Source organism: Thioalkalivibrio sp. ALE11 (genome assembly GCF_000381205.1).
GTDB lineage: Bacteria > Pseudomonadota > Gammaproteobacteria > Ectothiorhodospirales > Ectothiorhodospiraceae > Thioalkalivibrio.
In genome coordinates this window covers 1-20,642 of record NZ_KB906180.1, presented here as the reverse complement: position 1 = coordinate 20,642, position 20,642 = coordinate 1, and the positions used below count along the sequence as shown (strand labels likewise).

At 62.6% G+C, this 20,642-nt stretch carries 12 protein-coding genes and 4 pseudogenes; all 16 read left to right on the top strand.

What is annotated here, in order from left to right:
• A partial coding sequence (locus F620_RS14425) for a YafY family protein (protein ID WP_019570825.1) occupies positions 1 to 710 on the top strand: 710 nt, incomplete at its 5' end.
• 43 nt (positions 711 to 753) lie between these two features.
• Complete coding sequence (locus tag F620_RS0112560) at positions 754 to 1,242, top strand: OB-fold putative lipoprotein (protein ID WP_231373903.1); 489 nt, start codon at positions 754 to 756, stop codon at positions 1,240 to 1,242.
• Positions 1,243 to 1,258: 16 nt separating this feature from the next.
• A complete protein-coding gene (locus F620_RS0112555; RefSeq protein ID WP_038031126.1) occupies positions 1,259 to 1,687 on the top strand; it encodes a hypothetical protein in 429 nt (142 codons plus the stop codon).
• 97 nt (positions 1,688 to 1,784) lie between these two features.
• A complete protein-coding gene (locus F620_RS0112550; RefSeq protein ID WP_019570822.1) occupies positions 1,785 to 3,764 on the top strand; it encodes a class I SAM-dependent DNA methyltransferase in 1,980 nt (659 codons plus the stop codon).
• 148 nt (positions 3,765 to 3,912) lie between these two features.
• Positions 3,913 to 4,893: an Abi family protein gene (locus F620_RS0112545; protein ID WP_051081253.1), complete on the top strand. Its 981-nt coding sequence runs from the start codon at positions 3,913 to 3,915 to the stop codon at positions 4,891 to 4,893.
• Complete coding sequence (locus F620_RS14420; protein WP_026331462.1) at positions 4,890 to 6,242, top strand: restriction endonuclease subunit S; 1,353 nt, start codon at positions 4,890 to 4,892, stop codon at positions 6,240 to 6,242. Before F620_RS0112545 ends, F620_RS14420 begins: the two co-directional genes overlap by 4 nt.
• Entirely contained in the window at positions 6,239 to 7,189 is a 951-nt protein-coding gene (locus F620_RS0112535) for a GIY-YIG nuclease family protein (RefSeq protein WP_019570819.1), read from the top strand. Before F620_RS14420 ends, F620_RS0112535 begins: the two co-directional genes overlap by 4 nt.
• A 14-nt stretch (positions 7,190 to 7,203) precedes the next feature.
• Positions 7,204 to 10,386, top strand: a pseudogene (locus F620_RS14415) (type I restriction endonuclease subunit R).
• 189 nt (positions 10,387 to 10,575) lie between these two features.
• The gene (locus tag F620_RS15190; RefSeq protein WP_155987018.1) at positions 10,576 to 11,241 is read left to right on the top strand and encodes a hypothetical protein; all 666 of its coding nucleotides are present in this window, start codon (positions 10,576 to 10,578) and stop codon (positions 11,239 to 11,241) included.
• Positions 11,242 to 11,262: 21 nt separating this feature from the next.
• Positions 11,263 to 11,475: pseudogene (locus F620_RS15530) on the top strand (DUF6361 family protein); the annotation flags it as partial.
• 186 nt (positions 11,476 to 11,661) lie between these two features.
• Positions 11,662 to 12,324: a hypothetical protein gene (locus F620_RS15185; protein ID WP_155987017.1), complete on the top strand. Its 663-nt coding sequence runs from the start codon at positions 11,662 to 11,664 to the stop codon at positions 12,322 to 12,324.
• 224 nt (positions 12,325 to 12,548) lie between these two features.
• Positions 12,549 to 13,781, top strand: coding sequence for a DUF6361 family protein (locus F620_RS0112525; protein ID WP_019570817.1), 1,233 nt, complete (start codon positions 12,549 to 12,551; stop codon positions 13,779 to 13,781).
• Positions 13,781 to 15,574, top strand: a complete 1,794-nt coding sequence (locus F620_RS0112520) for a phospholipase D family protein (protein WP_019570816.1) — start codon at positions 13,781 to 13,783, stop codon at positions 15,572 to 15,574. The genes F620_RS0112525 and F620_RS0112520 overlap by 1 nt, the downstream gene beginning before the upstream one ends.
• Complete coding sequence (locus F620_RS0112515; protein ID WP_019570815.1) at positions 15,567 to 18,707, top strand: helicase-related protein; 3,141 nt, start codon at positions 15,567 to 15,569, stop codon at positions 18,705 to 18,707. The genes F620_RS0112520 and F620_RS0112515 overlap by 8 nt, the downstream gene beginning before the upstream one ends.
• A gap of 553 nt (positions 18,708 to 19,260) precedes the next feature.
• Positions 19,261 to 19,602: pseudogene (locus F620_RS0112510) on the top strand (transposase); the annotation flags it as partial.
• A 70-nt stretch (positions 19,603 to 19,672) separates the two neighbouring features.
• A pseudogene (locus tag F620_RS14890) lies at positions 19,673 to 20,547 on the top strand (IS3 family transposase); the annotation flags it as partial.
• Positions 20,548 to 20,642 lie beyond the last annotated feature (95 nt).

Below are 20,642 nucleotides of genomic sequence, written 5' to 3'. Positions count from 1 at the left end.
CGTCCGCCCGGGAACGGCTGGCACCGCAGGTTGCGCGGGCGCGGGAGGTTCTGGAAGCCACGGGTCAGTCGTCCGGCCTGAGTCTGTGGCCCGAGCGGGTGCGCATCCTCCCCAACGGGCCGCCACTGGACCCGCCGGCCATACCGGAGGGCGTGTTCGCGACCGTGCAGCAGGGCCTGCTGGAACGCCGCTGCCTCGACATCACCTACCGCTCACGCTCGAAGGAGCGGGTGCGAGACCACCGTATTCACCCTCTGGCGCTGGTGTTCCGCGAGCCGGTCACCTACCTCCTGGCTACCATCGAACCGCACCAGGACGTGCTGCATCTCGCGGCGCACCGGATCGAGGCTGCGGCCCTGACGGAGATGCCGGCGCGCGATCCGGACGCCGGCTTTGATCTCGACCAGCTCATCGAGCAGGGCGCATTCGATTACCCCGAAGGCGAAACCATTCGCATCGAACTCCGGGTGAGCCCCGGGCTCGCTTACCACCTGCACGAGGCCCGCCTGTCCGACGACCAGACCATCGAGCCCGAAGGGAACTGTGACCGCTCCCGCGTCACGGCCACCGTCCGCGACACCGCACACCTGAAATGGTGGCTGCTGGGCCTGGGCGCGGGGGTCGAAGTGCTTGGCCCGACGAATCTGCGTGAGGCCATCGCCGAGGAATTGAAGACGGCACGGGACCAGTATGGTGGCGCCGATTCCTGACCCCCGTTCGTCCACCCAGAAGAGTCGGAGATTCCGGGCGACAATGGCTGTCGCTCGGAAGGCGCAGCATGACCTTGCACCCGGATCACCGAAAAAAGGGATTTACATGAAACCTCAAATAAAAAGGCATCTGCTGACCGTCGGCCTGCTGGCGCCGATGATGGCGCTGGCGTTGGGCAGTTACGACGAAGAGGGAACCGCACGCGAAGTCGAGGATATGGAGGTCGCGCACCGGGTCTCGGCGCAGGAGCTGTTTTCGGAATATGACGCCAACGAAGTCAGGGCCGACGAGACTTATGGCGATTCCGTGGTGGCCGTCACCGGGACCGTCGAAAACATTGGACGCGATATCGCGGATACGCCCTACATTACGTTCGAGACGGACAACCCGATTGTGGGCATCCAGTGCATGCTGGCGGAGTCGGATGCGGGTCTGGCGGCCAGCGTGGATTCCGGCGATCGAATTACCCTCGAGGGGCGGGTTAGTGGAAAACTTGGCAATGTGGTCATCCGCGGCTGTCAGGCGGAGTGACGGGCCGGGGTATACGGTGCCCGTCCTGCTGGGGCTGGTGCCGCTGCTTCCGGGCGCCTTGATCTATATTGGGTTCCGGCCGGAGACGCTGATCTTCGTGTCCTGGCTGGAATCGTCCGGGCTGGGCGAGCTGTACCGGTTCCTCCGGGCGTTGCTCGGTCCGGCGGCGGGTCTCATGCCGGACTGGGCCATCTACAACCTGCCGAACGGGCTGTGGGCGTTTGCCGTGTTCGCGGTGATTGCCGTCATCTGGCCGCTCCGCAGCTTGGCGGGTGGCTTCTATCTTTCGATCGGCATTCTGCTGACCTGGGGCCTCGAATTGCTGCAGCGGTTCGGCCTAATGCCCGGGACGTTCGATCCCGGCGATCTGGCAATGATGGCGTTGCTCGGGGGCGCCGGTCTCCTCACGGGCGTTGTGCTGAGGACGCGCCGGGCCCCGGAATAGCGCCCGCAAAGGTCGCGAGCGGTCTGGATTTGCTGGACAATACCTAAAATCCCATGATCTTCCTCCGGAAGTGACATCGCGTGCAGGAGAGCAGCAGTTGAACACGGAGAACCATTCGGAGACGGCGGCGTGGATCTGGTCGGTGGCGGATCTGCTGCGGGGGGACTTCAGGCAGTCGCAGTATGGACGGATCATTCTGCCGTTTACGCTGCTGCGGCGGCTGGAGTGCGTGCTGGAGCCGACCAGGGACACGGTGCATGCGGCGGCCAGGGAGCACGCGCAGAAGCCGGATGCCGTGCTCGAAAAGCTGCTGCTGCGCGCGGCGGAGCAGCCGTTCTTCAACGCATCCCCGCTGTCGCTGACCAGCCTGTCGGATACGCAGACGGCCGAGGACCTGATGAGCTACATCGAGTCCTTCAGCAAGGATGCCCGCGAGATCTTCGACCATTTCCACTTCGAGGAATACGTCGAGCAGCTCGCCAGCAACAACCTGCTGTATCAGGTGGTGCAGCGCTTCGCCGCCATCGACCTGCGCCCGGCGCGCATCTCCAACTTCGGCATGGGGCTGGTGTTCGAGGAGCTGATCCGCAAGTTCGCGGAGAGCTCCAACGACACCGCCGGGGAGCACTTCACCCCGCGTGACGTGGTGCACCTGACCACCTCGCTGGTGCTCACCGGGCAGGACGACAAGCTCAAGCCGCACGGCATCGTCACCGTCTACGACCCGGCTGCCGGAACCGGCGGGTTCCTGTCCGAGAGCGAGGAGTACATCCGGCAGATCAGTCCGGATGTCAGCGTGTCCCTGCACGGGCAGGAGCTGAACCCGGAGTCCTACGCCATCTGCAAGGCGGACATGCTCATCAAGGGGCAACAGGTCGAGAACATCAAGCTCGGCAACACCCTGTCCGACGATCAGCTCAAAGGCCTGCACGCGAACTACATGCTCGCCAACCCGCCGTTTGGCGTGGAGTGGAAGAAGGTCCAGAAGCAAGTGACCGACGAGCACAAGCACAAGGGCTTCAACGGGCGTTTCGGCCCAGGCCTGCCGCGCGTATCCGACGGATCGCTGCTGTTCCTGCTGCACCTTGTCAGCAAGATGCGCGACCCGCGCGAGGGTGGCTCGCGCATCGGCATCATCCTCAACGGCTCGCCGCTGTTCACCGGCGGGGCCGGCAGCGGCGAGTCCGAGATCCGCCGCTACCTGCTGCAGCACGACATGGTGGAGGCGATCATCGGCCTGCCCACCGACATGTTCTACAACACCGGCATCGCCACCTACATCTGGGTGCTGAACAACAACAAACCGGCCGAGCGCCGCGGCCATGTGCAGCTCATCGACGCCACCGAGCGCTACGCCAAGATGCGCAAGTCGCTCGGCTCCAAGCGCCAGTACATCGACGACGCCAATATCGACGCCATCGTGCGCAGCTACGGCGCCTTCGAGGAGAGCGACAAGAGCAAGATCTTCCCCAACGAGGCCTTCGGCTACCGCCGTATCACCGTCGAGCGCCCGCTGCGCCTGAACTTCCAGGCCAGCCCTGAGCGCATCGAACGCATGCTGGCCGAAAAGCCGATCCAGAAACTGGACGAGACCACCCGCCTGGGCGTGCAGGCCGCCTGCGAGCGGCTGGACGCCGAGCGCGTGTACACCAACCGCGAGACCTTCCTGACCGACCTGAAGACCCAGTTGAAGGCGCTGGACGTGAAGCTGCCCGCCGCCGCGCTGAAGGCTGTGTGGAACGGCCTGAGCGAACGCGACCCCGAAGCCGACCTCTGCACCGACAAGAAGGGCAACCCGGAACCGGACAGCGACCTGCGCGACACCGAGAACGTCCCGCTGGGCGAGGACGTGTTCGAATACTTCGAGCGCGAGGTGAAGCCGCACGTCCCCGACGCCTGGATCGACGAGGACAAGCGCGACGAACAGGACGGCGAGATCGGCATCGTCGGCTTCGAGATCCCCTTCAATCGCCACTTCTACGTGTTCCAGCCCCCACGCCCGCTGGAAGAGATCGACGCGGACCTGAAGGCCGTCACCACCCGCATCAAGCAGATGATCGAGGAGCTGTCGGCGTGAGAGCAGAAATCCGGGTTATCGCGACGGGTAACAGCCGCGAAGCTGGCTTGACTGCCACGGACGGGCAAGATATTGTCCCTAGTAACACACCCGCCATGCCTCTCCCGGAAGCACACTTTGGCGGGTTTTTTGTGTCCGGGTTCCGGCGATGACCGCTTTTCGCAAGCCACCTCACTCTATTGCCCAGCAGATCGATACGCTGAAAGAGCGTGGTCTCCAAGTGCCGGACGAGGCGCGCGCTGAGCGTTACCTTGAGAATATCAGCTACTTCCGACTCTCTGCCTACACGCGGCCCTTCTACCAACCCGATTCCGCGGACCACCGTTTCATTGAAGGCACGTCATTCGACGACGTTCTGCAGCTCTATATCTTTGACCGGGAACTAAGGCTGCTACTTCTCGATGCCATCGAGCGGCTGGAAGTGGCCCTTCGGGCGCAGCTCACGAACACCCTGGCGGAACATCACGGACCGCACGGATATCTGGACCCCACCGTCTTCCACGATCGCTACAACCACGCCTGGTTGCTGGAAAGGCTGAACGCCCTGACCCGTGGACGTGATGCAGAAGCATTCCTGGCGCACTACCGCAACAAATACCACGGAGGACCGGATCAGCCGCCGATCTGGATGGCCGTGGAGGTGCTCACCTTCAAGGAAGTCTCCACCCTGTTTGCCCATCTGCGGCAGCCGGCCGATACCCAGCGGATCGAATCCCATTTCCACTGGAAATACCCGGTACTCCGCTCCTGGTTCCGCAGCCTTTCTGATCTGCGCAATGTCTGCGCGCATCACGGCAGGGTATGGAACCGGGAGTTCGGCAGCCGGCCGGAAATGCCCCGCAAGGTGACCGGCCCATGGCCCGGCGTTCCGATGCGCATCTCCACAGGCTCACGCCTTCACCCCGAACAGCAGATCGAGCCGCGCAAGCGGCTCTACCTGCAGGCCGTGGTCATCGAGGCACTCATGAGTGTCGTGTCCCCCGGCAGCGGATGGGCCGAACGCCTTTTCGGGCTCCTGCAGCAGTACCCCGCAGTGTCACGGCCGCACATGGGGTTCCCTGACGGCTGGCACGAAACCGACTTCTGGTCCGGCGCCATCGGGCGAACAGCGCAAGGGGGGAGTCGATGAGCTTCTCGAAGTATCCCGCGTACAAGGACTCCGGCGTCGAGTGGCTGGGCGAGGTGCCGGCGCATTGGGCTGTCGTGCCTTTCAAACGATGCGCGACTATCTTCAACGGAAAAGATCATAAGAATGTCGAAACCGAAGATGGTGACATCCCAGTAATTGGTTCAGGCGGCGAATTCTCCCGCGCGTCAAACTACCTATACGACGGAGAATCGATCCTCTTAGGCCGAAAAGGAACTATAGATAAACCACTCTATGTCGAAGGAAAGTTTTGGACTGTTGACACGATGTTCTATTCCGTCGTTAGCCCTCCTTCGAACGGAAGGTTTCTCTATTATTCGGCTCTAAAGATACCGTTCTCTATGTATTCGACGAACACTGCCTTGCCCAGTATGACTCAGGAGTCACTGTCCGGGCATTTAATGGCAATTCCCCCGCCGGATGAACAAGCCACGGTCGCCGCCTTCCTCGACCACGAGACCGGGAAGATCGATGCGCTGATCGAGGAGCAGCGGCGGCTGATCGAGCTGCTGAAGGAGAAGCGTCAGGCGGTGATCTCCCACGCCGTCACCAAGGGCCTCGACCCCAACGTGCCGATGAAGGACTCCGGCGTCGAGTGGCTGGGCGAGGTGCCGGCGCATTGGGGCGTTGTATCGTTATCCAGGGTCTTGTCGGGTATCGATCAAGGATGGAGTCCGACTGCCGAAGCATTTCCCGCTTCCGCGGGGGATTGGGGGGTTCTAAAGCTAAGTGCAATTCGAACAGGGCAGTTTGTTGAGAAAAATAATAAGAAACTTCCGGATGATGTTATTCCGGATTCGGATATAGAAATCCACGCAGGTGACTTACTCGTTACACGTGCCAATACCCCAGAGTTGGTTGGCGATGCATGTGTCGTACGGGATGAGCCAGAAGCGCGGCTTATTTTTTCGGATCTTGTTTATAGGCTCAGGGTTTCGGGAGCGATGAGCTCGAGGTTCCTGTGCTACGTGCTTCTGAGCGACGTAGGTCGAGCGCAGCTTCAAGCTGATGCTCGCGGGTCAAGCATGTCGATGGCAAAGATTTCACATGGTCACATAAAGAGCTGCCTGATTCCGCTGCCACCGGTAGAGGAGCAAAACCGAATCTCATCGAGGATCGATCAAGAACTTGCTGCAATTTCGACTTTGACATCGGCCGGCGAGCAATCGATTGGCTTGCTGACCGAACGGCGGTCTGCACTTATCTCCGCCGCCGTCACCGGCAAGATCGACGTGCGTGGCTGGTCGGCCGGCGTCGAGGTAGGAGAGCCGGAATTGGCGATGGTTGCCGAGGAGTCGGCCGGGTATTCGGCACAAGGCGGTGGCCAATGACCCAGGGCCGCAGCATCCGCCTGTTTCTGGTGGATGGCACGCCGCACGGGCTGCTGACGGCGGAGATCATGAACTGGACCGGGCATGTGCTCACCGGGCCGCGCGGCAAGCTGAGCGAGCTGGTGCAGCGTCCGGAGTGCGGGCGCACCGGCGTGTACTTTCTGGTGGGGCCGGATGCGGAGAACAGCGCCCGCCCGCAGGTGTACATCGGCGAGTCGGATGATGTCGGCAAGCGGCTCAAGCAGCACAACCGCACCGAGGAACAGGGCGGCAAGGACTTCTGGGAGAAGGTCTGCCTGATCACCAGCAAGGACCAGAACCTGACCAAGGCCCATGTGAAATACCTCGAGAGCCTGCTGATCCAGCAGGCCCAGCGCGTGGGCCGCTGCACCCTGAACAACAACACCCGCCACGACTACATCGGCCTGCCCGAAGCCGATCAGGCCGACATGGCCTTCTTCCTGGAGCAGATCCGCACCGTGCTGCCCGTACTCGGCTTCGAGTTCCTGCGCGACGCCAGCCGACCGCCTTCCCGCGATGCCGTGGAGGGTCTGGCGGGTAGCACCTCCGAGGTGCAGGAATCGCCTCGATTCCGCATGACCCTGCCCAAGCACGGCATTACTGCGTATGGCCAGGAGACGGAGGGCGAGTTCTTCGTGCTGGAGGGCTCACATGCGCGGTCGGCGTGGGTGGGCCCCGCCCACGGGTATCAGCGCCTGCATCAGCAGCTCTGTGAGGAAGGCGTGGTCGTGGAAGGCGGGGACGGACTGCTGCGGTTTACCCGCGACTACGCCTTTTCCAGCCCCAGCGCCGCGGCTGCTATGGTGAGTGGACGAACATCCAATGGCCGCGCTGAATGGAAGCGCGAAGACACCGGCCAGTCCTACGGGGAGTGGCAGGACCAGTTGGTCAGCGAAGCGGCCGGGGCCGGCGCCGACGAGTTTTAATTTCGGGGAGCATCATGGCGGACAGCAGGGAAGCCCAATTTCAGCAGGACATCATCGACGCGATGACCGCCGATGGCTGGCTGACCGGTCCGGCCACAGGGTATGACGCCGCCCATGCGCTGTACACCGAGGATCTGGTCGCCTACCTGCAGGAGGCCTGGCCGGAGCGCTGGGAGAAGTTCGCCGCCAAGAACCCCCAGGACCCGCAGAAGGCCCTGGTGCGCGCGGTCACCCGAGAGCTGGAGCGCGACGGCACGCTGGATGTGCTGCGCCACGGGGTGAAGACGCCGGGGGTGAAGCTGGAGCTGTGCAGCTTCAGGCCCGACCACGAGATGAACCCCGAGTCCCTGGCGCGCTACCGCGCCAACCGCCTGCGGGTGGTGCCAGAGGTCTCGTATTCGCCGCACGCGCGCAGCGGCGAGTACAACCCCCGGCTGGATCTGGTGCTGTTCGTCAACGGCATCCCCACCGCCACGCTGGAGCTCAAAAGCGAGTTCAAGCAGTCGGTGGAGAACGCCAAGCGCCAGTACCGGCGCGACCGCCCGCTGAAGGACCCGGTCACCCGCAAGCCCGAGCCGCTGCTGACCTTCAAGCGCGGGGCGCTGGTGCACTTCGCGGTCAGCCAGGACCAGGTGGCGATGACTACGCGCCTGAATGGCAAGGACACCTTCTTCCTGCCCTTCAACCGGGGCACGGAGGACGGCGGCGCCGGCAACCCCGCACCGCCGGACCCGGACAGCTACGCCACCGGCTACCTGTGGCAGCGCGTGTTCCAGCCGGATGCCTGGCTGAAGATCATCGGCCGCTTCCTGCACCTGGAGGACAAAACCGGAGGAAGACTTCCACGGCAAGCGGCGCAAGAAGGAGTCGCTGATCTTCCCGCGCTTCCACCAGTGGGACGTGGTGAACCGCCTGATCGAGGCGACGCGCGAGGAAGGGGCCGGGCAGCGCTACCTGATCCAGCACAGCGCCGGCTCCGGCAAGTCCAACTCCATCGCCTGGATCGCGCACCAGCTCGCCGCGCTGTACGACGAGGCGGGCGGCAAGCTGTTCAACTCCGTGGTGGTGGTTACCGACCGCACGGTGCTGGACAGCCAGCTCCAGGACACCATCTACCAGTTCGACCATGCGCACGGTGTGGTGCGGCCGATCACCCGCGATGTCGGCAGCCAGAGCAAATCGGAGCAACTGGCCGAGGCGCTGGCCGAGCAGACCCGTATCATCATCGTGACCATCCAGACCTTCCCGGCGCTGTTCGACGCCCTGGACAAGCGCCCGGACCTGGCCGCCGGGCGCTATGCGGTGATCGCCGATGAGGCGCATTCCTCGCAGACCGGGTCCTCCGCCACCAAGCTGAAGGCGATTCTTGGAACGGACAAGCCGGAGGACGAGGAGATCAGCGCGGAGGAGCTGCTGGACGCAGCCGTGGCCGCGCGCAAGCCGGCCGAGCGCATCAGCTACTACGCCTTCACTGCGACTCCCAAGGCGAAGACCCTGGAGCTGTTCGGCCGCCCGCCGGATCCGGAGCTGCCGCCCTCGGCGGACAACAAGCCCGAGCCCTTCCACCTGTACTCCATGCGCCAGGCCATCGAGGAAGGCTTCATCCTCGACGTGCTGAAGAACTACACCACGTACTCCACCGCCTGGAAGCTGGCGCATCCGCACGCCGATGACCAGGAGGTGGAGTCGCGCAAGGCCTCGACCAAGATCGCCCGCTGGGTGCGCCTGCACCCCTACAACATCTCGCAGAAGGTCGAAGTGATCGTCGAGCACTTCCGCGCCAACGTGCGTCACTTGCTGGATGGCCAGGCGAAGGCCATGGTGGTGACTGGCAGCCGCCAGGAGGCCGTGCGCTACGCGCTGGCCATGCGCGAATACATCCAGGGCAAGGGCTACCCCGACGTACATGCGCTGGTCGCCTTCTCCGGCTCCGTCCTGCCGGACGAGGTGATCCCCGAGGAGGTGACCGAGACCAGCTCGCTGCTGAACCCGGGGCTGAAGGGCCGCGACCTGGCCGAGGCGTTCGACACCGACGAATACAACGTGATGATCGTCGCCAACAAGTTCCAGACCGGGTTCGACCAGCCCCGGCTCTGCGCCATGTACGTGGACAAGAAGCTGCAGGGCGTGGAGTGCGTGCAGACCCTCTCGCGCCTGAACCGCACCTTCCCGGGCAAGGAGGACACCTTCGTCCTCGACTTCTTCAACGATGCCGAAGACATCCTCGAGGCCTTCCGCCCGTACTACAACAAGGCCGAGCTGGCCGACGTCTCCGACCCGCAGATCGTCTACGACCTGCAGAAGAGCCTGGACGCCGCCGGCATCTACCACTGGGACGAGGTCGAGAACTTCGCCCGCGCCTTCTTTGATCCGAAGGCCGGCGCCAGCCAGCTCAGCTACTACTGCCAGCCCGCGAAGGAACGCTACCACGCCCGCTACAAGGCGGTGCTGGAGCAGATCCAGACCTGGAAGGCCGCCTACGACGAAGCCGAACGCAATGGCGACAAGCCCGGTCTGCACCGCGCCGAGCAGGAACTGAAGGACGCCCACCCACGCGCGACGAGCTGGACCTGTTCCGCAAGAACCTGCAGAGCTTCGTGCGCAGCTACGAGTTCCTGTCACAAATCGTCGACTTCGAGGACCACGAGCTGGAACAGCTCAACGTCTACGCCCGCGCCCTGCATCCGCTGCTGCGCATCGAGAACTTGGAAGAGGAGCAGATCGACGTCGACGAGCTGGAGCTGACCCACTACCGCCTGAACAAGCGCGCCGAACAGCGCCTGAACCTCGAGGAGGAGGGCGCCGATTACGACGGGCTCAAACCCGTCTCCGACGTCGGCTCCGGCAAGCCCCACGATCCGGAAAAGAAGCGCCTTTCCGAGATCATCGACCAGCTCAACGAACTGTTCGGCGCCGAGGTGAGCGATGAAGACAAGCTCCAGTTCGCCAACGGCATCGCCGACCGCATCCGCCGCGACGACGCCGTAATGGCCCAGGTCGAGAACCACAGCCCCGACCAGGTGATGCACGGGCTGTTCCCCAAACGCGTCACCGACACCGTCCTCGACGCCATGACCGACCACGAAAAACTCTCCATGCAGGTCCTGGACGACCCGGAGCGGCAGCGCGATTTCGCGCTGCTGATCCTGCGTCTCCTGAAGCAAGGGGAGGACTATCATAGTCAGGCGGCTCAGTAGAATAGGAAGCCGTTTAGCTCGCGAGTACACTGAGGTTAGGGCAAGAGTTCTACGTCGGCTAGCTGTACACCCTAACCATCCTAAGTCAACCAATGGAGAGAGCATCTACGCCGGAGATGGCTTGGATAAAAAGCCGGCCAACCGCGAAGCTCATTAAAAGAGCACTTTGGCTTATGCGGGTAAATACCCATGACATATGAAGAAGAGATCCGGCAAAAACACGAGTTCGAGGACTCCTTTAATGAAATACTTAAAATTGTATCGGTCCTCGATAACAGAGAGCTCGAGCTTGCGGCCGCAAGAATCGGAGATGGAATAGAAAATGGTGACGAGCTACTTGATCCGAAATCTGCTTTGGTAACCGCAAAGATTATCCAAGTTGCGTTGTGGCTGAGGTATCGCGGGGAATTATCTCAAAGCCAAATGATGAGAATCTGGTTAGCACGCAAGAAAAAGGAATTTGCCTATCACGTGGCAGAAGCGCTATTAGTGGGAGAGAACAAACAGTATCGCCTAGAACTAAAACGAGTTGAAAAGCTTCGGGAAGAACAATCAAAAGAATACAAAAAAGACCTGAAAGACTGGGAAACCTATAAAGCGGAATCAACTTTTTTGGAGAGGGTTTTTGATTTTTCGAGTCCACCGGAGGCGCCGCACTTTACACCTCTCCCGAGCCCGCCCCTGGATCCAGAGGATAAAGCGAATTTAATCGCGGGGACGAGAGAGTTTGGGGATATACTAATCGATACGCTTTATTATTATGTGTTTCCAAACCTTGAGTATTCTTCTAATTACGTTCGAGAGGAGAATGTGAAAACAACGGCCCAACAGGTGCTGGAGTCGAAGGGTGATTGAGTGTGATTGAGGTAGTGGTGGGCGGGAGTGTTCGGCATCGGAAACGGCCGTACACTGCAGCGATTACCCAGTTCGGTGTATTGGGCGGGGCTGGCTTCGTGGGGTATCCGGGAGGTGCCGCTGTCGCAGGAGCGTTACTACCTGATTGTAGCGGGTCTAGTGGAAAGGCGCCGCGAGTGCCGGGCTTTGGTGGACAAGGGTGAAGCTGGTGACCGAATTGCGGAATTTGGTACCTGTTGACTCAAGGCGAGTGATGGCTGGGTCAGCAACGGGAGCAGCCTGCGAGAGCATGTGGGACCAAATGACGTCGGCCACCACAGATTTGCACGGTGTTGTCTTCTCTGATGGGGGCAAGCAAACCCTGAATATGACGGTGGAGTGTCGTTATCCAGATAGGTGACGGTTTTGTGGTGATTAGAAATGACATATCAAGAAGATATTCGAAAAAAGCACGAGTTCGAGGACGCCTTCAACTCGATTATTAAGATAGTTTCAGTTCTCGATAATAGAGAGTTGGAGATGGCGGCGGCAAAAATAGGTGACGGATTAGAAGGTGGCGATTCTTTAATTGATCCGAAGTCGGCGCTAGTAACTGCGAAGATAATCCAGATTGCATTAGCTCTTAGGCGTGGGGGTGAGCTTTCTCAAAGCAAGGTTATGCGCGTATGGATGAGGCGAAAGAAGAAACAATATGCCTTCTATATTGCGGAAGCGCTTTTAGTGCAAGATAATAAGCGGTACCTCAATGCGAAGGTGCGTGCGGAAAAGCTTCGCGCAGACAAGATGGAGCTTCATAATATTCGATATATGCAATGGAAAAGGCATAAGGATTCACTGTCATTTTGGCAGAAACTGTTTTTTCCGGGTCCCCCAGAGCCGCCTCCTCTGCCAAATTTGCCTGCTCCGCCCAAGGGCCCTGCGGATAAAGCAAAGTTAATCGCGGGGACGAGAGAATTTGGGGATGTGCTAATCGATACGCTTTATTATTATGTGTTTCCAAACCTTGAGTATTCTTCTGATTACGTTCGAGAGGAGAATGTGAAAACAACGGCCCAACAGTTGCTGGAGTCGAAGAGTGATTGAGTGTGATTGAGGTAGTGGTAATGATATAGATCATGGTGGTGTGCTGCAGGAGGCGTTGTGCGGTGGTGCGGCAAGTGTCGACACGTCGGGACAGACACCGCCTGCGATCGGTGAAGGGATGTGGCATAGGGTGGGCCACATATCGGAAATGTCGAATAGTGCGCGCGGCGCGGATAGCACATTGATCGTCACGAGGTGGATTGGGTGCGGGGAAAGGAGAGCTAATGCTCCAGTGGAAACTCGCTTGGCTTGACCACGATGCGGATGCGCGCGAGCGCAGTATGCGCGTGCTGGCGATGTTCGGGGAGCGCGAAACGCGCGACGAGCTGGGGCTAGGGGCGATTCGGGATAACCTGGCGGATCTGCTTTTTCCGGGCACGAGTACGATCCAGACGCGCTTGCGCTACATGCTGCTGGTGGCGTGGGTGTATCAGCAGGTAGAGGCGGAATTGGCGCAGGGGACGCTTGCGGCGGAGAAGGTGCCGGCGCGGGCGGCGGATCTTGAGTTTCGCATTGTGGATGCGCTGCGCGAGTCGGACGACCGGGCGGGAGTGTTCGGCATCGGATCCGGCCGTACACTGCAGCGATTACCCAGTTCGGTGTATTGGGCGGGGCTGGCTTCGTGGGGCATCCGGGAGGTGCTGCTGTCGCAGGAGCGTTACCACCGGAGTGTGGTTAGCCTGGTGGAGCAGCGCCGAGAGTATGGTCGCCTGGAGGGTCAGGGTGGCTCCGGTTCCGGGGATTCGGAGTACCGTACCTGGCACCCGGGTTTGCCGAAGGCACCCGACGGCTTCCCGGGCGGGGTGTCCCTGGCGCTCGAGGTCGGGGAAGCGGAGTTTCTGCTGGACCGGGTGCGCGAGAGCCACCCCACCAGTCTGCTGGCTCACCTGTTCGAAGGTTGCGCCCCGGCGGACGTGACTTATCCCTGGGAGCATCCCGATCGGGCGAGTTTCAGTGAGCGGCAGCAGGCACTGCTGGATCAGGCGGAGAAACTTGCGGTGCTCGCCCAGGGGGCGTTCCTGCTCTACAACCTGGCATTGTCGGAACGTCGCGAACGCGAGGAGTGGGTGGAGTACTACCAGCAGTGGCTGGACGACTGGACCGAGTCGGCTCAGGCATTGCCATTCGCGGAATGGAACCTCGACGAACTCTTCGCGCTGACCGAGGTGGGGGCGCTGCGGGTGCCCGAAGGCGCAAGGCGCTTTTTGCGGGACTGGCGTGAACGCGTCGTGGCTTGCGGCAGCGACGGGGCGCGGTTGCGGGCCGATGAGGCGGCGCGTGATCTGGTACGGCGGCGCGAAACACTGCTGAAAAAGGCGCGCTCGCGCTTTACCAACCCACAGGCGCTGACGCAGTGGAGCGGCCAGTCGGGAGCCCATCGCTACAACTATCGGTGGCCGACGGTGATGCGTTTCCACCGGGATCTGCACACGGCGTTGTACGGCGAGGAGGGGTAATGCTGGACCCCAACGGGCGCAACCTGTACACCAGCCTGCTTACGCCACCGCCCGGTTACTCGCTGGACCAGGCGCTGGGCACCACTTTCTCGCTCGACATTCCCACGCTGCTGACCATCCCGGTCCATCTGTCGCTGCTCGGAGCCGGGCGGAGCGATGACGGAATCGCGGTGTACGAATCGGTCCGGCGCACGATGGATCGGGTGACGCTCTATCTCCAGCGCGGCCAGATGCGCGCGCCGAAGGACGGCAACCATCTTTTCGGGCTGCTGGAGCCGTGCATGGTGGAGGTGGAGCCGCCCGGCGACGGGGTGTTTCATCCCAAGGTCTGGGTGCTGCGCTTCCAGCCGGATCCGGGGGTACAGGAACCGCCGCTGCTGCGGGTGGCGATCCTGTCGCGCAATGTCACCGATGATCGCTCCTGGGACCTCTCGCTGCAGCTTGATGGCGTGCTGGGCGAGGAAAGCATTGAGTCGAACCGGCCCCTGGCGCGGTTGGTGGAGAGTCTGCCGGGGCTGGCGACGCGGGAATTGGATGCGGATCGGCACGCGCACGCCCGGGATCTGGCCCGCGATCTGATGACTTGTGACTTCGCGTTGCCCGATGGCGCCGAGACCCTGGAGTTTGTGGTTCCGGGACTGCCGGGGACGCGCTGGGAACCCGAGCCGGGCGACCGCCTGGCGGTGATTTCGCCGTTTCTGAAGGATACGGCGCTGCGTCGGCTGGCCGACGCCAGTTCCAATCCGGTGGCGTTGATTTCGCGGCCGGAGGAGCTGGAGCAGGTATCGGCGGAAGTCTGCGGTGCGTTCGATGCCTGTTACGTACTTCATGACGCAGCCGAGACAGAAGACAACGAGGGCGAGATCGACCACGACACTCACGGCCTGCACGCCAAGGCGTGGATCCGTGAGCAGGGGACGCGCACGTCGATCACCCTGGGCTCGGCGAACGTGACGGATGCCGCATTGCTGGCGCAGCACAACCTCGAGGTGATGGCGACTTTGACCGGGCCGCGCCGCAAGCTGGGCGGTATCGACGACCTGCTGGGCGAAAAGGGGCTCGGGAGTGTGCTCCAGCACTGGGCACCCGGGGAGGATGTGTCCGACGAGGATGCGGAAAAGGTCCGGGCGCGCGAGCGGCTGGAGCAGGCCCGGACGGCGCTGGCCCGTGGCGGGTTGAAGGTCGTGTGCGAGCCCGGCAGTGCCGAGGGTATGTGGCGTTTGTGGCTGGCCGGGGGCGTCGAGGTGCCGGAATCGGTGGCCTGCCGCGCGTGGCCGGTGAGCCGGCGGCCGAATGAGGCGGTGACGCTTGAGGCGGGTCCGGAAGAACATCGGACGGAGCTGGCCCATGGTGGACCCGCGTACCTGACCGGTGTGATTGCCTTCGAGCTGACGGATCCGGCCGCGGAGCCGCTGCGTTTTGCACTCAACCTGCCGATCGAGGGTTTGCCCGCGGAGGACCGCGAGGCGGCGATTCTGCGTGCCGTGGTGGAGAACCGCGACGGGTTCCTGCGCTATTTGATGCTGCTGCTGGCCGGCGATGATGCCTCCGCAGCGGCCTTCATGCCGATCGCGGGAAGCGGCCATGGACACTGGCACAAGGCTGCGCTGGATGAGCTGCCGCTGCTGGAGGAGATGACCCGCTGTTACAGCCGCGAACCGGAACGCCTGCAGGATATTGCGGAGATGATCGAGCGCTTGCAAAGACGCGTCGGTGGCTCCGAGTTGGTGCCGCCGGAGTTCGAGGCGCTTTGGCGTACGTACCAGGAAGCGATGGAGCGCCGCGATGGATAAGATCGAAAGCTTCGATGCCGGGCCGGTGCTGGACGGGCTCAAGCCGTTTCAGCGACGCACCGTGGATTACGCCTTCCAGCGGCTGTTCGACCCGGCGGGCAGCGGGCGTTTCCTGGTGGCCGACGAGGTGGGGCTCGGCAAGACCCTGGTCGCTCGCGGCGTCATCGCACGCACCCTGGAGGCGTTAAGCGGACGAGGGGAGCGCATCGACATCATCTACGTGTGCTCGAATGCGGCGATTGCCGAGCAGAACGTGCGTCGGATGAACGTGATGGAAGAGGGCGGGTTTGCCCTTGCCAGTCGACTGACGCTGCTGCCGCAGACGGTGCATCATCTCAACCGCAACCCGGTCAATTTCATCAGCCTGACACCCGGGACGACGTTCAATCTGCGCTCCAGCACGGGGAAGGTGCAGGAGCGGGTGTTGTTGTTCCATCTGCTCGACGGGCTGGAGGGGCTGAGTTCGGTGGGGCTGAGCAAGGCTCTCCAGTGCAGCGTCGGCGAAACCTGGCCCCAGTGGCTGGAGAAACGCCCGGAGGCGATCGATCCGGACCTGGCGGAGGCGTTCGTCGAACACCTGCGCCAGCAGGTGCATCTGCGCGAACGGCTTGAGCATATCTGCGAGGTCTACGAAGCCCCTGAAGCCGAGCGCGGCCCGGAGGCGAACACCGAGCGCAATGCCGTGGTGGGTGAGCTACGCCGACAGCTTGCCCGGGTCTGCCTGGCGGCCCTGCGTCCCTCGTTGGTGATCCTGGACGAGTTTCAGCGCTTTTCCGACCTGTTGAACGGGGAGACGGAAGAGGCGGCTCTGGCCAACGACCTTTTCTCGCTGGACGGGGTGCGACTGCTCCTGTTGTCGGCGACCCCGTACCGCATGCTGAGCATGCACGGCGAGTCGGACGAGGATCACCACGAGGAGTTTCGGAACACGGTGGGGTTCCTGTACGGCGACCCGAATGAAAGCGATCGCCTGGGAGACCATCTCGAGGCTTATCGACGCGGCTGCCGACAACTCGCGGAGGGACATCACGAGGGGCTCCATGAGGCGCGCGAACGCCTGCAATCCCATTTGATGAAGGTGATGTGCCGGACCGAGCGGGTGGGCCTGACGCGGCGGCGGGATGCCATGCTGGACGGGGATGAGCGGGTGGTCACTTTGTCGCCTTCGGATCTCGAGTACGCGCGGAACATCGACGCGACGGCGCGTGCGGCCGGTCTGCCCGATGTGATCGAGTACTGGAAGTCGATTCCGTACATGCTCAGTTATATGCGTGACTACCAGTTGCGCCGGGAGCTGGACGCGATCGGTGAGGCGCCGCCGACCGAGCTGAAGCGCGCAATCAGGGATGCGAATGGGCTAAGCACGATCGACCGCCAGCGTGTCGAGAACTATCAGTCGCTGGAAATCCCTCACGCGCGGATGCGCGCGTTCGTCAACGAGACCGTGGATTCTGGTCTCTGGGAACTCTTGTGGCTTCCGCCGTCATTGCCGTACACGCAGCTCGCGGGGCCCTGGGCACGCGCCGGGCAGGTCACCAAACAACTGGTGTTTTCGGCCTGGAACGCGGTGCCGGATGCGATCGCAACCCTGTGCTCGTACGAGGCCCAGGCTCGGGCGTTTGGTCAGGACGGCGAAGACGTCACCTACAGCAATACCTATGAGCGCGTTCGGCCCCTCCTGCGGTTCCATACGGATGCGGACGGTCGACTGACCGGGATGCCGGCACTGGCGCGGATCATGCCGGCCCCTCGTTTGGCGCGCGAGCTGGATCCGCTTCGCTTGGCCATGGATCTCTCGAATGGCGATCCGCCGAGTTTGGACACGCTTCTTGCAGCCGCTGCCAGGCGATGTCGCGAACTGCTCGCTGAGCTTCCCGAGGGCGAAGCTCATGGAAGAGTGGATGAGCGTTGGTACTGGGCCACCATCGCCATGCTGGAACACGACGATCACCTGGTGGAGTGGATGCGGTCCGCGAGCGGCTGGTCCGAGGCCATTCCCGAACGCGAAAGCGGCGACCAGTTCCATGCCCACGTCGATCACATGATCGAGGCGATGCAGGGCGGCGTCGACCTGGGGCGGCGACCGCCGGATCTGGCCGACGTGGTGGCCCGGTTCGCATTGGGCGGACCGGGGGCCTGCGGGGTGCGTGCTCTACGGCGGGTAGTACCGGATATGGACTGGAACGACCCGGCGTTGCTTTCAGGCGCCGCGCAGGTCGCGAATGGCTTCCGTACCCTGTTCAACCTCCCCGAGAGCGTGGTTCTGATCCAGAATCGGGACAATCTGCCGTACTGGCGCCAGGCGCTGGACTATGCGGTCGAAGGCAACCTGCAGGCGGTGCTGGACGAGCATGTGCATGTGTTGCCGGAACAGCTTGGCCTGGTGGACGCGGCCCCCGCCGAGCGCATCGACGGCGTGGCGCGGGCGATCGCGGAATCGCTGTCGATGCGTTCGGCGCAGCTCAAGGTGGATGAGGTCCAGGTGAAGGGGCGCCAGGTCGCGGTGGATGACTTCTCCATCCGTTGTCGTTTCGCGCTGCGCTTCGGCGATATGCGCGATGACAGCAGTGGTCCCATCGCGCGCGCCGATGCTGTGCGCGCGGCGTTCAACTCACCCTTCCGGCCGTTTGTGCTTTCCAGTACGTCGGCCGGCCAGGAAGGTCTGGACTTCCACACCTGGTGCCATTCCGTGGTGCACTGGAACCTGCCGTCGAACCCGGTCGACATGGAGCAACGCGAGGGGCGCGTGCACCGCTACAAGGGGCACGCGGTTCGCCGAAACGTCGCTCAGGATATTGGACTGGACGGGCTGTCCGGTTGGCAGGGCGAGGGGGATCCGTGGGAGCGGCTGTTCGCGTGCGCCGAAACCACCGACTTCGGCCAACAGTCCGACCTGGCGCCCTGGTGGATCTACGAAGCGGGTGATGCCCGAATCCTCCGGCGCGTGTTGCTGCTCCCGCTAAGCCGCGATGTCGGACGACTTCAGCAGATGAAACGCCAGCTCGCCCTCTACCGAATGGTGTTCGGGCAGCCTCGCCAGGAAGACCTGATCGCCTATCTCGATCAGGCGCTGCCAGACGACGCGCCGGAGGATTGGCAGATCTCGCTATTGCCGCCTACGAGCGAACACTAGGTGGGCGTGAGCGCCATGTTGCGTTAAAAGGTCCTGATTTTATGTTGCAGACTACGCTGCACAAGCGGAGTGGCCGGATATGGCCTCTCGCCGAAAGGTGAGCTGCCCCTCGCCAAGCTCCGAACGTAAGCAATCGTGGACCCTACTCACCCTCTCATGTAGATCGAAGACACGGGGCCCACCACGAGGAGTGAACTGATGTCCGTAGCCATTGCTGGTGTTGACCTTGCCAAGAACGTCTTCCACATTCACGCCGTGGATCGGCGCGGTGAGATGGCCTTCCGCTTTTCGCGCAAGCGAGATGCCGGGGTTGACGAGCTCTGTAACCGCATTGATGGCCAGACTGTCATCGCCATGGAAGCGTGTGTTCCTCCGCACCCCGTTTGGCCTGGACACCTCCCTGGGGGGTCTAGTCGGGGCACCCTGAGCCCTTGGCTGCCCCCGCCTGAAGCAGAGTTACTGTCGAAAGTGGTGTACGGGGGATTGAGGAAGGCGGCGTATCCGGCTGGAATGGAAGTGCGAGCAACCAGCCAGCCAGAGGAGATACGCCACCATGGCTCACGATACGACAGAGCACCCGAACGGACCAGAGGACCCGTTGACCGATCTGCTGCGCCGCGGGGCGCGGGATCTGATCCAGCAAGCGGTGGAGGCCGAGTTGCAGACGTTCATGGAGCGCTACGCGGAGGATCGCTTGCCGGACGGGCGCCGGGCAGTGGTGCGCAATGGCTACCAGCCGGAGCGCCGGGTCCAGACCGGCATCGGCGATGTGTCGGTGCCGGTGCCGAAGACCCGGGATCGGTCCGGCGGCGGCCGGCACTTCACGTCGAGCCTGCTGCCGCCGTATCTGCGCCGGGCGCGTTCGGTCGAGGAGCTGCTGCCCTGGCTCTATCTCAACCTTCCCGTAAATTCGGTCCATTGAAAACTGGAGGTCTCCGGGCACACTAGAGCCCAAGGAGGCCGAGATGCGCAAGAGTCGGTTTACGGAAAGCCAGATTGTTCAGACGTTGAAGCAGGTCGAAGGCGGCCGGAAGGTGAAGGACGTCTGTCGAGAGATCGGGGTCTCGGAAGCGACCTATTACCAGTGGAAGTCGAAATACGGCGGCATGGAAGCGGCCGACGTCCGACGGCTGAAGGAGCTGGAGGACGAGAACAACCGGCTCAAACGGATGTATGCCGAGCTGGCCCTGGAGAACACGGCCCTGAAGGACGTGATCACAAAAAAGCTCTGAGCCCGGACGAGAAGCGCCGTGTGGTCACTGCGTTGACGCAGGAGCACGGGCTGAGTCAGCGCCGAGCCTGTCAGGCGGCAGGGGTTGCTCGGTCGGTGGTGCGGTATCGCAAGCAACCGGACCGGGACGATGCGGTGATCGCGCTACTGCAGGAGCTGGTGGAACGCTATCCGGAGCGGGGCTTTGGCAAGCTGTTCAAGCTGATCCGGCGTCGGGGCGTGCCCTGGAACCACAAGCGGGTCTGGCGCGTGTACTGCGCCCTGAAGCTGAACCTGCGGCGCAAGGGCAAGCGCCGCTTGCCACCACGGGAGCCCCGGCCCCTGGCGTCGACCGAGGCCCCCAACGCGTGCTGGTCAGCGGACTTTATGTCGGATGCGCTGTGGGACGGACGGCGCTTTCGCACCTTCAACGTCGTGGATGACTTCAACCGGGAAGCGCTGGCCGTGGAGATCGATCTGAATCTGCCCGCACCCCGTGTGATCCGGGTGCTGGAGCGTATCGCCGCCTGGCGGGGCTATCCGCAGCAACTCCGCCTCGACAATGGCCCCGAGTTCGTCTCGGCCGCGATCGCCGACTGGGCCGAGCAGCGGGGCGTGGAACTGAGCTTCGAGTTACTGTCGAAAGTGGTGTACGGGGGGATTGAGGAAGGCGGCGTATCCGGCTGGAATGGAAGTGCGACCAACCAGCCAGCCAGAGGAGATAC